Annotated in this window: 14 protein-coding genes; 4 read left to right on the top strand and 10 right to left on the bottom strand. The window is 43.8% G+C overall.

The window, feature by feature from the left end:
- Positions 1–171: 171 nt before the first annotated feature.
- The gene (gene pssA, locus AC1U9U_RS11575) at positions 172–699 is read right to left on the bottom strand and encodes a CDP-diacylglycerol--serine O-phosphatidyltransferase (protein WP_479960719.1); all 528 of its coding nucleotides are present in this window, start codon (positions 697–699) and stop codon (positions 172–174) included.
- Positions 700–810: 111 nt separating this feature from the next.
- Positions 811–3,594, bottom strand: coding sequence for a helicase C-terminal domain-containing protein (locus tag AC1U9U_RS11580; RefSeq protein WP_479960720.1), 2,784 nt, complete (start codon positions 3,592–3,594; stop codon positions 811–813).
- A gap of 141 nt (positions 3,595–3,735) precedes the next feature.
- Between AC1U9U_RS11580 and AC1U9U_RS11585 the strand changes: the two genes are divergently transcribed.
- Entirely contained in the window at positions 3,736–4,431 is a 696-nt protein-coding gene (locus AC1U9U_RS11585) for a hypothetical protein (protein ID WP_479960721.1), read from the top strand.
- Positions 4,432–4,471: 40 nt separating this feature from the next.
- Here AC1U9U_RS11585 and AC1U9U_RS11590 read toward each other — a convergent pair whose 3' ends face one another.
- Both AC1U9U_RS11590 and AC1U9U_RS11595 read right to left on the bottom strand, forming a co-directional pair.
- The gene (locus AC1U9U_RS11590; RefSeq protein ID WP_479960722.1) at positions 4,472–5,098 is read right to left on the bottom strand and encodes a hypothetical protein; all 627 of its coding nucleotides are present in this window, start codon (positions 5,096–5,098) and stop codon (positions 4,472–4,474) included.
- Between the two features lie 222 nt (positions 5,099–5,320).
- Positions 5,321–5,581 carry an antibiotic biosynthesis monooxygenase gene (locus tag AC1U9U_RS11595; RefSeq protein WP_479960723.1) on the bottom strand — a complete coding sequence of 87 codons (261 nt, stop codon included), beginning with the start codon at positions 5,579–5,581 and terminating at the stop codon, positions 5,321–5,323.
- A 231-nt stretch (positions 5,582–5,812) separates the two neighbouring features.
- On the opposite strand from AC1U9U_RS11595, the gene AC1U9U_RS11600 reads away from it, so the two are divergent.
- Positions 5,813–6,127, top strand: coding sequence for a hypothetical protein (locus tag AC1U9U_RS11600; RefSeq protein ID WP_479960724.1), 315 nt, complete (start codon positions 5,813–5,815; stop codon positions 6,125–6,127).
- 52 nt (positions 6,128–6,179) lie between these two features.
- Here AC1U9U_RS11600 and AC1U9U_RS11605 read toward each other — a convergent pair whose 3' ends face one another.
- The 5 genes from AC1U9U_RS11605 to AC1U9U_RS11625 all read right to left on the bottom strand — a co-directional run bounded on the left by AC1U9U_RS11605 (position 6,180) and on the right by AC1U9U_RS11625 (position 10,674).
- Complete coding sequence (locus AC1U9U_RS11605; RefSeq protein ID WP_479960725.1) at positions 6,180–6,470, bottom strand: EscU/YscU/HrcU family type III secretion system export apparatus switch protein; 291 nt, start codon at positions 6,468–6,470, stop codon at positions 6,180–6,182.
- Positions 6,467–8,293 carry a YdhT family protein gene (locus AC1U9U_RS11610; RefSeq protein WP_479960726.1) on the bottom strand — a complete coding sequence of 609 codons (1,827 nt, stop codon included), beginning with the start codon at positions 8,291–8,293 and terminating at the stop codon, positions 6,467–6,469. Before AC1U9U_RS11610 ends, AC1U9U_RS11605 begins: the two co-directional genes overlap by 4 nt.
- A gap of 116 nt (positions 8,294–8,409) precedes the next feature.
- Complete coding sequence (locus AC1U9U_RS11615) at positions 8,410–8,895, bottom strand: metallophosphoesterase family protein (RefSeq protein WP_479960727.1); 486 nt, start codon at positions 8,893–8,895, stop codon at positions 8,410–8,412.
- Positions 8,873–10,132: an MFS transporter gene (locus AC1U9U_RS11620; protein WP_479960728.1), complete on the bottom strand. Its 1,260-nt coding sequence runs from the start codon at positions 10,130–10,132 to the stop codon at positions 8,873–8,875. The genes AC1U9U_RS11615 and AC1U9U_RS11620 overlap by 23 nt, the downstream gene beginning before the upstream one ends.
- 170 nt (positions 10,133–10,302) lie before the next feature.
- Positions 10,303–10,674: a hypothetical protein gene (locus tag AC1U9U_RS11625; RefSeq protein WP_479960729.1), complete on the bottom strand. Its 372-nt coding sequence runs from the start codon at positions 10,672–10,674 to the stop codon at positions 10,303–10,305.
- A gap of 131 nt (positions 10,675–10,805) precedes the next feature.
- Between AC1U9U_RS11625 and AC1U9U_RS11630 the strand changes: the two genes are divergently transcribed.
- Positions 10,806–11,249: a DMT family transporter gene (locus tag AC1U9U_RS11630; RefSeq protein WP_479960730.1), complete on the top strand. Its 444-nt coding sequence runs from the start codon at positions 10,806–10,808 to the stop codon at positions 11,247–11,249.
- A gap of 7 nt (positions 11,250–11,256) precedes the next feature.
- Here AC1U9U_RS11630 and AC1U9U_RS11635 read toward each other — a convergent pair whose 3' ends face one another.
- Complete coding sequence (locus AC1U9U_RS11635; protein ID WP_479960731.1) at positions 11,257–11,811, bottom strand: hypothetical protein; 555 nt, start codon at positions 11,809–11,811, stop codon at positions 11,257–11,259.
- Between the two features lie 146 nt (positions 11,812–11,957).
- On the opposite strand from AC1U9U_RS11635, the gene uvrC reads away from it, so the two are divergent.
- Positions 11,958–13,730, top strand: coding sequence for an excinuclease ABC subunit UvrC (gene uvrC, locus AC1U9U_RS11640; RefSeq protein WP_479960732.1), 1,773 nt, complete (start codon positions 11,958–11,960; stop codon positions 13,728–13,730).
- Positions 13,731–13,963 lie beyond the last annotated feature (233 nt).

The raw sequence follows: 13,963 nt of genomic DNA on the forward strand, positions 1-13,963 counted from the left end.
CCCCACATTGGCCCAATTAACTTGTTGATTATCCATGTTCTTCCCTCCATGCGAGTGTTTCCGTGCCATACTATATGCAAGGGGACTAGAATGAGTGAGAAGATAACTAAAAAACGGATACAGTGATAGTAATCTCTGTACCCGCGGATTTATCCGGCTTATATAAGTTGCCTACTTTCCTAACTTTGGCACTTTGAAAGTTGAAACCATTAAAAAAGAAAGTATAGCCATCGCAGCCGGGAAAATTAACCAAGGGAGACTTTTATAAAAAAGCACAAATAATGCCATTAACCCCCCGGCAAAGGTAATTGGCACTCCCACAAAGTGGGTGGAAATGTTCAAAACGTTGAAACGGGCCAGGCGTACGGCACCGCAGAGGGCAAAGGCAGCGGCTAGGAGTATTCCCCAAAACCCTAAATACCCTTCGAGAATAACTTTATAGGTCAATACGGCTGGGGCAACACCAAAAGAAACTACATCGCATAAGGAGTCAAGCTCCCTACCAAAATCAGAGCTTACAGACAGCTTACGGGCAACTTTACCATCCATACTGTCCATCAGAACAGAAAGTATAATTAGCCCCGATGCCACTTGATAATCACCACTGATAGTCCAAAGAATCGCCAAAAAGCCAAAAAACAAATTGCCTAAAGTAAAAATACTCGGAATCATATCAACCTTAATCGGTTTACCATTCATAAAACTTCACTCTCCAAAATTATAAAAAACCCTGAATAATGCTTTGAAAAAACTTCAACGCATATTTACTTGGGGGTTTTGATTATGCCTAGTTTATCATCTTTTACCGGATTATAAAAGCAATTCCTTTTGGCATTCCTCGTCAAACCAAATGTCGATCTTGTCGAGAATCTGCGACCGACTTGTACGTATATGGGTTTTGACCGGCAAGGAGTTTAAGAATATCCTACCGTAGCGTTTACCAATGACCCTGCCATCGCATAAAATAACTAAACCCCGATCAGACTTGGAGCGAATTAGTCGGCCGAAACCTTGTTTAAAGCGCAGTACAGCTTCCGGCAAAAGGTATTCATAGAAGGAATTTTTTCCTTGAGCCTCCAGATATTCAGACTTCGCAGCGATTAAAGGCCGATTGGGGGGACCAAAAGGCAGTTTTATGAGGATGACGCAGGACAATTTCTCCCCGGGAATATCGATTCCTTCCCAAAAGCTATTAGCTCCCAACAGGACACTCTTAGAATTGTTAAGGAAGGCCTCCAAAATCCCTTGCCGTCCTCCATCGATTCCTTGAGCTAATATTTCAATTCCCGATCCGCTCAAATGCCTGCTCAAAGGGAGGTGAATCTCTCGTAAAAAACTATGAGAGGTAAATAAGACAAGAGTTCTCCCTTGCATGCGTTCAACAACTTCAGCAATAAATTGAGCTACATCCTCCCCATTGAACAAACTTTGTTCGACATTGATTAAATCCTTAACTACCAAAAGCCGCATCTGTCGGTCATAATCAAAGGGCGATTCCACAATCATTGTTGTGGTATCTTCAGCTAATCCGACCTCTTTCAAATAGTGCCGAAAAGATCCGGAGATGCTCATGGTGGCCGATGTCAAAATTGCCGAGTCCAATGGATCAAAAAGCTTCTCCTTAAGTATATTACTGACATCCACCGGTGACGTCTTTAGTAACAGGCGATTGTTTCGTTCTAACCAACACACCCGCGTGGCACTATCCACCTGCAAAGCAAGGGTGAAGCAATCACGAATTTCTTCCAGGCTTCTGAACCGTCCGGAAATTTCATAGGCGAGAGCCGCGGAATCTTCATCATCTTGGGGCTCAAGCAGTTTTATCATGGCCTTAAGGATGTCCATGATCGCCCGTAGACGTCCCTGCAGGTTTTCTATTTGAATTGTTAAAGTCTCCCACCAAGATTTTTGGAAACAGTCCGTAGTGAAGCGGAAAGAAAGCTCATTACCTAGAATCTGATCAAAGCTTAAGAATACTTCCTCAGCCTGCCGGAAAAACTCTTCACAGGCCGACCGCAGCTTTTCTAAGTATCCATCCATACTATTCCATACAGGCTCCGGCAAGAGTCGCTCCCACCATTGGGCTCTCGCCTTTATGTTACCGTATAAACTGCCTGTCAGGGGACGGCTGAGTAAATTCATAACCTGAGAAATCTGTTCAAGGCTTACTTCCTCACCTAACTGTTCCAATGCCGATTGGTGAAGATGGTGTGCTTCATCAATCACTAATTGATGATATTCCGGTAAGATCTTCTTTCCCGTCTTAATATCCGAAAAGAGCAGTGAATGATTAACAATAATTAAGTCCGCTTCTTCAGCACGCTTACGGGCTTGAAGCATAAAACAACGTTTGGCCTGAGGGCATTTTCCCGGAATGCAACTCTCCTCTTCAGCATTGAGATTTCCCCATAGTCTTCCCAAGCTTGGAATTTGCGATACTTCATGCCAATCGCCGGTTTTTGTCTCCCGAAGCCAAATCATTAGGCTGAGAAGTGCCAGTCGCTCACTGAGATCAAATTCTTGATGAATGCCCTGGATATTTAGCCACCTTTTTAAACATAGATAATTACCCTTTCCCTTTAATAAAGCACCTCGAAAAGAAAAAGGTAAGACCTGAGCAAGGATTGGCAAATCCTTTTTGTAGAGCTGTTCTTGTAAAGGAATTGTATGTGTAGCCACAATGACTTTTTTCTCTGTCTTACGAGCCCACCATAGGCCGGGCACTAAATAAGCAAAGGACTTCCCTGTACCTGTACCTGCCTCTGTAACCAAATGAGCTGAGGTCGATAAAGCTTTGGCAACTGCTTTCGCCATTTCGAGCTGCCCTGTTCTGCTCTCATAGCCTTCAAGCTTATTTTCGAAAATACCTTCAGGAGCAAAACAACCTGCGACCCACTCTACTTCCCCGGGGATTTCTTCCTCCCTGTGGGGTTCAAAAAGCCCCAGTTCTTGATCGCAGAGTAGAATATCCGTACTGATAAGTCTCTCTGGAAACTTTTTCTTAATTGTTCTCTCTAATTCCTTAAGGAAATCCGCCGCTTTACTAGTTCTTGCCAGCGGGATCGCTTTTTGATAAAATCCTAGGTCTAAGCCTAACCCTTTTTCCCAACAAGCCTTGAGCAGGTGCCAGGCAGACTCGGCATCAGGCAATGCCCGATGGGCATTAGCCAAGCTTCGCAGTCCAAGACTCTTAACAAGATCCGCTAATTTATACTTGTGGCCAACGGGGAAAAAAATCCTTGCTATTTCCAAAGTATCCCATTGTCTATTGCAAAAATGTATATTTAAGGAATGCTCTAGAAAACCTAAATCAAAATCCAAATTATGTCCGACAATAACCGCATCCTCTAAAAGCTCTAATATCTCATGACGGTAATGATCTAGTGAATTAGCCAGTTTTAATTCATCCCTGGTAATACCCGTAAGACGCAATACCCTCTCCGATACCGGTTTTTGGGGAGCAACTAAACAACTAAAAGATTTTACCTCTTGCCCATCCTCAATAATCAAGGCGGCAAATTCAATTATTTCATCCCCGTAAATGTCCAAACCCGTAGTTTCGACATCTAATACCGCTAATTTCTCTTTAATCATAATTAGCCCCTTTCAGAAGCTATTGTACACAGATTCCTTAGCCGAATCAATGAATAGCTGAAAGAAGGAATTATCCGGTCAAAGACGAATTAATATGCTTGTAAGTGTTACTACTAGTTTCTAGGGAGGAAGGTCAAAAAATTGCATAAGCTTCACCGACTCACTTCATGGTTCTGTATTACTGCCTTACTTTTCTTGCTTAGCGGTTGTGCTGAGAGACCTTTTCTAACGAAGGATGGCGTTTATTCCTTTATTACTATATCAGAAAGAAATAACATTCAAAAAACACCAATTAGTCTAGCCTGGAACTCGAACTACGCAGTAATGCAGCAACTCCTTCTTGAAGCTTCTTTTGTCTTAGGAGACCTCCATACTATATCGGATTTGCCGGAGCGTGATGCTATCGTATTTAATGAAGTCGACCAAGAACTTGAAAAAGATAGCCCGGAGCTTGCCCTCCTTTTGGCTCCCACCGACCTAATAAACCCAAGCAAATCTAAAGGGAAGGAAGCAATTCAGGAAGTACTTTCAGACGAGCCTAAAGGCTTGCTCGAAGAATCTCAGATGGGAAAAGAACTGCTAAGCAAAGCTGCTGATACGGTATTACTTGAGGCAGCTTTTCCTGAAGCAAAATCCTTTGAGCTTATGATTGATGATAGGTCCACAAATCTGGAAATCACTTCAATCCAAATTGAAGTGATTGGCGATCACCCCGGTCGAGTTATTCTCAATCAAACAATAATTCTGCAAGGAATCGAAAACCCTAACCTTGAACCGGCCTTTGCGCAGTTTATGGAAATGCTAAAAAAATATAAAAACAAACAAGAGGCACCTTAAAATGCTTCTTGTTTGTTTTTAGGGCATTATTGGACGATATTTATTTTACAGGGCTGGGATAGTGACGACAGAACTGATTGAAACCGAATACATACATAGCTAATTTCTCCGGACGCAAATGGGACCAATCCGTCAAGCTCATTTCTTCACCAAAGCGGTTTCGCATAACTCCGTCACTTTGAATCCAGCCGCTAGGTCCATCTTCATGAAGCTTGATTTCCCAGATTGTCTTGTCTCCTTGAGTCTGCACAGAGGAAATATGCAATCCGCAACGTGCGTGGTAAATCTCAATTAATTTAACAAGCAAAGTCGTTAGAGGATCAATTTGATAATCAGGATTCTGAGGAGTAATCCGGATCTCATCCTTGATCTGACTAACTAATTCCTCAAGGCGCTTTTGCGTCTGATAGCGTTGTTCAAGCTGAATATTGAGATTCTTGGTATGCAGTGAACCCGAGCGCAAATCAAAGTGGAGGGGGTCATGTGCCTCAAGATTAAGAATCAGACGATTCCCATCCACTTGAATTTGGCCCGGTATACTTAAAAGCAACTGGTGAGCAATCTGGTAGGCAAGAATATGAGCCGAAACTTCTCGTTCATCGCGCTGTGCGCAACTTTGACATTCCTTCACCGGATTTACAACTAAGGCTAACCTCAACCTTAACACCCCCAACTTTTATGTATAGTACTATCCATATTATACACAATTCATAAGCAAAAATCTCTCAATATTTTAAATCTTTCAATAATTTTCTATTATCCCAATAATCTATTCTGATGAAAATGCAGGGGTTATAATCGATAAAAAGAGTTGGCATTTAGCAAAATGAATATGCTAGAAAAGGAGAACTATGCGGTTTCTCCTCTTCTAGCACAGCGGTTTTTCTACTCAGTATTCATCTATCATGTCAAACATTTGAGGTGTGGATTGTTTGAAGGCCTTATTCTCCCCTACCGTTGATGCCCAGTTTTCATAAGCTTTAATATCGTCCCATTTGGTCATAACCATAATTTCATTAGTATTGGTTTGCGCATTAAGACTTGCGTATTGAAAACCACTGATCCCATCGAGAGTCCCCAAGCCACTGCGAATATCTGATAGCAGCCGATCCCGATCGGGTGAATCAAAAGTATGAACAATTGTAAGCATCGCGGTACCTCCCTGACAAAAAGCTTTTATCGCTTTTATTCTGTCCCAACCCTTAAACTTCCATGCAGAAACAAATTCATGATTCACTTTTCCTCGTTCCAAACATAATATATTTTGAATTTAGATTAGCCAAAACAAAAAGAATATTCTTTACGGTTATGTTTTTTAACTTCTAAAGTGCTATACTTAAAAGTGTTGAATCACTCTAACTATGACCAAAGGAGGATTTAGATGAAGTTAGTTTACTTAAAAACAGACTTCCCAAGTGGTCGATCCCATATCCTCATGAAAAATACCGAGTCTCCGAGCCCGGAACTCAATCATTTTATTCTCTTTCTTACCAACCGCGGAACCCTTTGGGTTGACGTTTTTTGGCCCTATGATGATGAATCCGAGCGATACACTCGACGTATTTCCGAGCAGCAGTTCTGGCAAACTTTCCGGGAGTGGCGACTTAATGGTGTTCAACTCGGGGATAACGAACAAGTTGCCGCGGTGTTGGCTAAAAGGCAATTAAATCTTAAATTACGGCAAGTGGATGCCTAAAAGATTATAACCTTTAAAGTAATCGAGGGTGCCTAAAACAGTATTTTTCTGTTTAGGTGCCCTTTAATTTTTCCCTCTCTTGTGCAGAAGTTTTTCTTGCTAGGCGATCAAGGCGATAAACAAAAGCCAAAAGCTCAGCCACAATTTGGTAAAGCTGGGGTGGAATTTCTTCTCCATAATCGACCCGCATCAATGCCTCCACGAGAACCTCGTCTTTTTGAATTGGTATCCCATATTCAAGGGCGTGTTCGATTATTTTTCGGGCGGTCTCTCCGGAGCCTTTGGCAACTACTTTCGGGGCACCACTTTGATCATAAGCAAGTGCAGCAGCCTTTTCCCTCATACTTGATAATTCACCCCTTCACGGAATTCCCCTTGCATAAATCGCTGAAACTCTTCTGCTGTCTTAAGGGGAGCTACTCCGATAGGATTAAGAATAATTCCCATTTGTTTAAAAAGCTCACTGGTTTGCGCAAAATTAGCCTCAATCAAAGGTTGCAGTAAATCCGGATCATCGCTAAAAACCCTTAAAGTAAGCTTGCCCTCGTATAACCATCCTTCCAGCCCTAATTCTCCCAAGGTAGGTGTATCCGCGTGAAGAGCTACGCGACAATGATTGTGATCTAACTTTTTACCTTTTCGCGAGGCCTTAATAGCCAAGGTCTGGGTATAAATTTCCCCATCCGCTTGAAGGGGAAATTCCAAAAGATAAAAGGGGGTTTCCGGGTTCCCCCCTTGCAGCAGGATTTGTTGTCCTGTTAAGCGCTCCAGAAGGCCTGCAATGAGGGGCTTTTCATCTTTGGTAGGTTCATCCCCGGCTAACAAAGAGAGCAATATTCCCTTTAGGCTCCTTTTGAGCTCTGCTTGCAAATCTTTTAGATCTTGATTTTCCATGGTATCCAGGTTTCTCAAGCGCCGCTCGTAGTCTAAACCCAGCCCCCTTAGTAAGAATAAAAGCTGCAAGAAACCATCTTTGCTAAGCTCGGACCACTGAGGAATATTATTATGGACAAAAGAAGCGATCATTTCTTTTCCGGTAAGGTTTGGCATCTCATCAGGGGTAATATTACTGCCACCCTTGCTACTTGATATATTTTTATCTGTACTGATTTGTACACCTGTTCCCTCTTTCACCTGCAAGGTATTTTTGGGGTCGCTCAGGACAGGTGTTCCCTTTCCATCACTAGGGACCGGCACACCCTTACCGTCACTCACGACTGGGGCTCCCTTTCCGTCACTTACGACCGGCGCACCCTTACCATCACTTACGACCGGCGCACCCTTACCGTCACTTACGACCGGGGCTCCCTTACCATCACTTACGACCGGGGCACCCTTACCATCGCTTACGACCGAAGCTCCCTTACTGTCACTCACGACTGGAGCTCCCTTACTGTCACTCACGACTGGAGCTCCCTTTCCGTCACTTACGATCAGCGCACCCTTACCATCGCTTACGACCGAAGCTCCCTTTCCATCACTTACGATCAGCGCACCCTTACCATCGCTTACGACCGAAGCTCCCTTTCCATCACTTACTACCGGGGCTCCCTTTCCATCGCTTACGACCGAAGCTCCCTTACTGTCACTTACGACTGGAGCACTCTTTCCGTCACTTACGACCGGCGCACTCTTTCCGTCACTTACGACCGGCGCTCCCTTTCCGTCACTTGCGACCGGTACACCCTTTCCATCACTAGGGACCGGTGTTCCCTTTCCGTCACTTGCGACCGGAGCTCCCTTTCCGTCACTTACGACCGGAGCTCCCTTTCCGTCACTTACGACCGGCGCACTCTTGCCTTCGTTAGATAAACTGTCTAGTACTTGTTTTAGTAAATGCCCTAAAGTATTATTCCGAATTGCCCCAAACTCTATGTATAAACGCTCCACCCTTTGGGGATCTAAAAGGGTACCTTTAACCTGATTTGCGTCCTTATCCCGAACTAGGAGGATTCCGCTGGCATCCACCTTTTGTACTCCCGCCCAAAACTTCTCGCCGGCTTGGACAGGGATCTCAAGCAGGGCGGGTATGACTTGTCCCCCAATCCGGATTTGGGCTTTTCCGCCGGGATCTCTATTAATTACTTCGATCAAAAATTTTTGCCCCGGTTGAACTCCGATATCCTTTAAAGGCAGATTGATTGACCCTAAACCCTGTAACTGCAAAATTCCACCTCCAATCCTCCTGCATGTCACTTATCACCTAGCTGACCCGTAGTAAACCTCTCGCCTCTATCGGCGGGGGTCAAAAGGCGGCTAGGTCCATAGGGACCATACGCCGACTAATAGAAAACATGTCGTGCATTTATATCTTTACCATTAATATCGATAATCCCCATCGAAAATTTAGGCTGCCTTCTCTTATCTGTAGGGGAGCCCGGATTAAACATCAGAATTCCTTCTTGCTTTTCAAAGTAAGGTATATGGCTGTGGCCAAATATTATCATATCCACCGTATCCTTAGCGAAGATATTGAAAGCCCTCTCCGGAGTGGTACGGCCTTTGCCATATGCCCCGTGAGTAATACCAATCCTTATTTCCTCACAGCGGATGACTTTCTTTTCCGGTAGACCGGCCAGTTCCCAACCATCGCAATTCCCTTGAACGACCTCAAGAGGAGCAAGCTGTTGGAGATCTAAAAGAAGGGTAGAGTTAATCACATCGCCGGCGTGGATGATACAATCTGCATTCTCACACCGTTCCCAAACCCAAGCCGGTAATGACTGACCCTCCCGCAAATGAGTATCAGACAGTACTGCTATTTTCATAATTATCATCCTTTCGATAACGCTTCAGCAATAAAGTCACTGCAATCATAAAAACCAAGCTAAGCATGCCACTGATTACAAAGGTCACCTGCGCTCCCCAAAGATCGGATAAAGTGCCGGAATACAGACTCCCCACCGGAATCATGCCGCCGAAGACAAGATTATAAACACTCATCACTCTGCCGCGATAATTACTATCCACAGCTAATTGGATTAAAGAATTGGCAGAGGCGGAGAAAATTATCATCGACCAACCTAAAAAGGCTAAAAAGATAGCACTAAATAAATAGGTTCTTTGCAACCCAACAATAATATTAAAAATTCCAAGCCCAAAGGCTCCCAATAGAAGCAAACGTGGTTGGGGACCCTCGGCACTGCGAATGGCTACCGTCAAAGCCCCGATCAAAGAGCCGAATCCCAGACAGCTCATTAAAAGACCATAGCCTAAAGCTTCCGCATGCAGGTCCAGCTTGGCCAGTACCGGAACTAAAACATTAAAATTCATGGCAATTGTGCTTAAAAAACCCATCATAATCATAATAACCAGAATTCGTGGGGTATTGCGTATATAGCGTAATCCATCAAGGATATCCTTGCCGATGGTTTTATTTTTAGGCCGGAGTTCCTCATGGTGAGGAATTGCTTTGACAAAGATTAGGATTGCCAAAACCCCAATAAAACTAAAACCATTAATTAAAAAGCACCACATGGGCCCCCATATTCCCATGATTATCCCGGCTATAGCCGGACCCAGTAAGCGGGCAGCATTGAAAACAGCTGAATTTAAGGCTATGGCATTGGCAAGATGCTGTTTGCCAACTAATTCAATAATAAAGGACTGGCGGGTTGGAACATCCACCGTATTGGCGAGCCCTAAAATAAAAGCCATCGTCACGAGCATCCAATACTGAATCTTCCCTGTACCGACTAAAAAAGCCAGAGCAAAAGCCAAAACCATAAATACACTTTGGGTCACGATAAGTACTTTTCTTTTTGCTAGGCGATCAATCCAGGCTCCCGCTTGCAAAGAAAATAACATCGTTGGCAGAAACTGCATCGCCGAAACCAAGCCAAGCAAAAAAGGTGAATTTGTAAGCTGCAACACTAACCAAGCTTGCCCAATATTTTGAGTCCAGGTTCCAATTAAAGAGATAACCTGTCCGCCCCAAAACCAACGAAAAGCTGCATGACTAAATGCGGGAAAAGCATAAAAAATCCCCGGTTTCGTATTTGTCATAACCCTCTTTTACCTCCGCAAAATAAAGAAGCATCGCGGTGCGGATGCCCCCGTTACCAGTGGATAAGTCTTTTACAAAAAATTATAACATAATTTTTGTGTTTCCAGAAAAGAATAGGTATCAAGAGTCAACCAACAAAAAAGGCGCAGCTTGCGCCCGCCCTTGATTTTTAGTGGTAAAAACGACCTATTGTTCTTTGCTTTTTGATTGCCTTGCGAACCTCGTTAGCCACTTTCCAAGTTTCCTGGTATTGGGGTGTAACTAAACTTAATCTTCCTGTATGTTTATCGATTAGAATATCAACACCGGGCTTTCTCCCTTCAGATTTTTCACCGGGACGTAAAATATCAATGCCGATTTTATTTTCATCGTACTCAGGGGGAATTAAGTAATTGAGTACCTCTTCTGTGGCATCAATCAGCTCGGTAACCTGGTCTTGAGGATAACCTTCCCGCAGCAAAATATCCCTTACTTGGGTGAGAGGATGATCTAAGGTTAGTAGCATCTGGGCCCGTTGCACTAAGTTGTAATCGATTTCCACGACGCCACCTCTTTTCAAATTTTCTTCTTACAACTTCATTTTCCCCTTCAGTTAAATATCAAATACGAACTACTTCTTGTCGAACTTGGAGAACTTGTCCATTTTCATCAATATTTAAATAGGAGGCTTTCATGTATAAATTTTTAGCTTTACCGGCGGTCATAGCCGCAATTTCCGGTATTACTATGGCAATTCAAGGAACCCTAAATTCTCAGCTTTATCAAAAAACATCAATTTTAGCAGCCACTTTGGCGGTCCATATTATCGGTACAATTATCGCACTTATTGCTGTCTTCGTTGCCCGAGTTCCCCTGATGGAGCACAATTGGCTTTCCATACCTTGGTATCTTTATCTCGGTGGTGTACTCAGTGTGGTGATTGTGGGCTTAGTCGCTATAAGCATTCCGAAAATCGGCGTCTGCAATGCCACCACTGCCATTATCATCGGTCAAGTAGGTGCCGCCCTAATTATCGATCATCTGGGACTTTTCGGAGCAGAACGCTTGGGTTGGAATCCTTGGCAACTACTGGGCTTAGCACTCTTCGCTGCCGGGGCTAAACTCCTCTATAGTTAATTTTTCCTTAACCTGACTTGGCCCGCTTATCGATAGCCGCCATATTGGTAACAATCTGATAAATTTCTTCCGTAACTTGAAATTTCCGAATTTGACCGTTGGCCGCCAAGATCAAGGTGTTTTTCCCTTCGCCCGTCTGATCCTTTTCGATTAAACGCAGTAAGAAGGTATAAGCTTCAGTGGTTACCGAAAGTTGTTTGAAATCCCCTTCGGCAACAAAAAGCACCCAATACCCTGCGGAAACCTCATTACCTAAATTAATGGAGGAATTCAGTGGATTATTAATGCTGCTATTTGGATAGAGATAGTCTGATAAGGTATCGGAATAGTTACCGGTAGTATAGGAGTTAGAAGAATCATTGACACTTTTATTCGCATCGTAAGCACTTGAGGATGTATCAACTGACTGAGCGGCGGGGTCGGTAAGCCGAGCATAAACATCACTAAAGAAATTAGGAAATAGAATAAATGCACCTACCCCAATAAGCAATACCCAAAAAGCTAAAGCCTGAATATCTTGCCAGATCTGATTTTGCGGAGGCCGCCCCCAAGAATTTGGCATTCAATCCCCTCCTTCAATTCTAATCCAAAAACCTGACCAGCCGATGCTAAGAATTACTTTACAAATAATTATACGAAAGAAGGAGGCCCGATATGTTACTTGCATAACTTCTAATCAACGTCTAGAATAATACCGAGGTGTACAAAATGGAGATACTTCGGGAAAAACTTAGTTTGTTACCGGATAAACCTGGTGTTTATTTAATGAGAGACACCGACAAGCAAATCATCTATGTGGGCAAAGCCAAGATTCTTAAAAACCGGGTCCGTTCCTATTTTACCGGCTCCCATAACGGAAAAACCCAGCTTATGATTAGTCAAATCGCTGACTTTGAAACTATAATTACGGATTCCGAAGTGGAAGCCTTGCTTTTAGAGTGCAATCTAATCAAGAAGCATAATCCAAAATACAATATTCTATTGCGGGATGATAAGACTTACCCTTTTATTACAATTACCGATGAGGTTCACCCTCGAATCTTGGTCACTCGGCAAGTGAAAAAAGGAATGGGCAAATATTACGGTCCCTACCCCAATGCCACTGCCGCCAAGGAAGCTGCCCGCCTGCTCAACCGGGTTTTCCCTTTTCGTAAATGCCGCACCATCCCTGGTAAACCCTGTCTTTATTACCATCTTGGTCAATGCCTAGGACCTTGTGTTGATGATATCCCGGCTCAGTCCTACGCGAAGATTCGCAAGGAGGCAGCCAATTTTCTTAAGGGAGACCAAGGTGCTATTCTTAAGGCCCTCGAGAATAAAATGATGCAGGCCTCGGAAAACTTAGAGTTTGAACGCGCAAAAGAGTATCGGGACTTAATCGAGGATCTAAAAAAGGTTGGCGAGAAACAGAACATTACCCTGAACGATTTTGTGGATCGAGATGTGGTAGGTTATGCTCACACCCGGGATCAACTCTGTATTCAGATCTTTTATCTGCGTCAGGGGAAACTACTTTCCCGAGACAGTTTTATCTTCCCCTATTACGAAGAGCCGGAAGAAGCTTTTATCTCTTTTTTGGCTCAGTTTTATACGGAAAGCCCGACTCTTCCCCAAGAAATTCTATTGCCTCCCCTTGATATCAGTATCCTGGCTAAGCTCTTTCCCATGACCGTACCGCAAAAAGGTCAAAAACGCGATCTTGTTGAAATGGCTATGGAAAATGCCAAGACTACCTTACATGAACAGATAACCATTGAAATTCGGGACCTCGAAGAAGGCGCTCAAGCCCTGGAGGAAATTGGACAAATCTTGAACATTCTTTCCCCCAGAGTCATTGAGTCCTTTGATATTTCCAACATCGCCGGAACTCATAGCGTAGCCGGAATGATTCAATTTGTCGACGGAAAACCCAATCGCGGCCAATATCGTAAATTTAAAATTCATCCCATGCCGAACATGGATGATACCGCTTCTATGTATCAGGTTATTGAGCGCCGCTATGCTCGACTTAAGGAAGAGAACCTCCCCTTTCCAGACCTAATCTTGGTAGACGGGGGAAAAGGTCAGATTAGTGCAGCTAAAGAAGCACTGCGGGGGTTGAAAATCCCCTTGACTGTTGCCGGTATGGTCAAAAATGATCGGCACCAAACCTCCGCCTTGATTGATGAAAAAGGCTTTATTCACTACTTCGAACGCCGCTCCGCCGGCTTCCGTTTGCTGGAACGAATCCAAAATGAAGTCCATCGTTTCGCCATCACCTTCCATCGTCAACAGCGTGCAATTAGTATGACCCTCTCGGAGCTTGATGGCATCACGGGTATCGGACCTAAGCGTAGACAGCAGCTGCTTCGGCATTTTAAATCTATTGATAATATTCGTCAAGCCACTATTGAGGAACTCCAAAAATCCGGTCTCCCTTCCTCCGCTGCTGAAGCTGTATATGAACACTTTAGGGAACAAGGAGAAAAAAATGATTCTTAATTATCGTGTGGAAATCTGTCGTCAATGCTATTATAAAAGGACCAAAAAGTGTGCAAAGACTGATCTCTATATTCATAATCTTACGCCGGCGGAGCCGAGCGGTGAGTGCACAAGTTATCGACCGGTGCCCTGGATGCCTTATTCAAATCATCACCACCCGTCAAACGGGTGGTTTGCTCTGAGGCTATAAGCCTCTGTTACCGGCCAGCGCCTAAAGACGCTGGCTTTCACTT

The sequence above is a fragment of the Desulfitobacterium sp. genome (assembly GCF_982384815.1).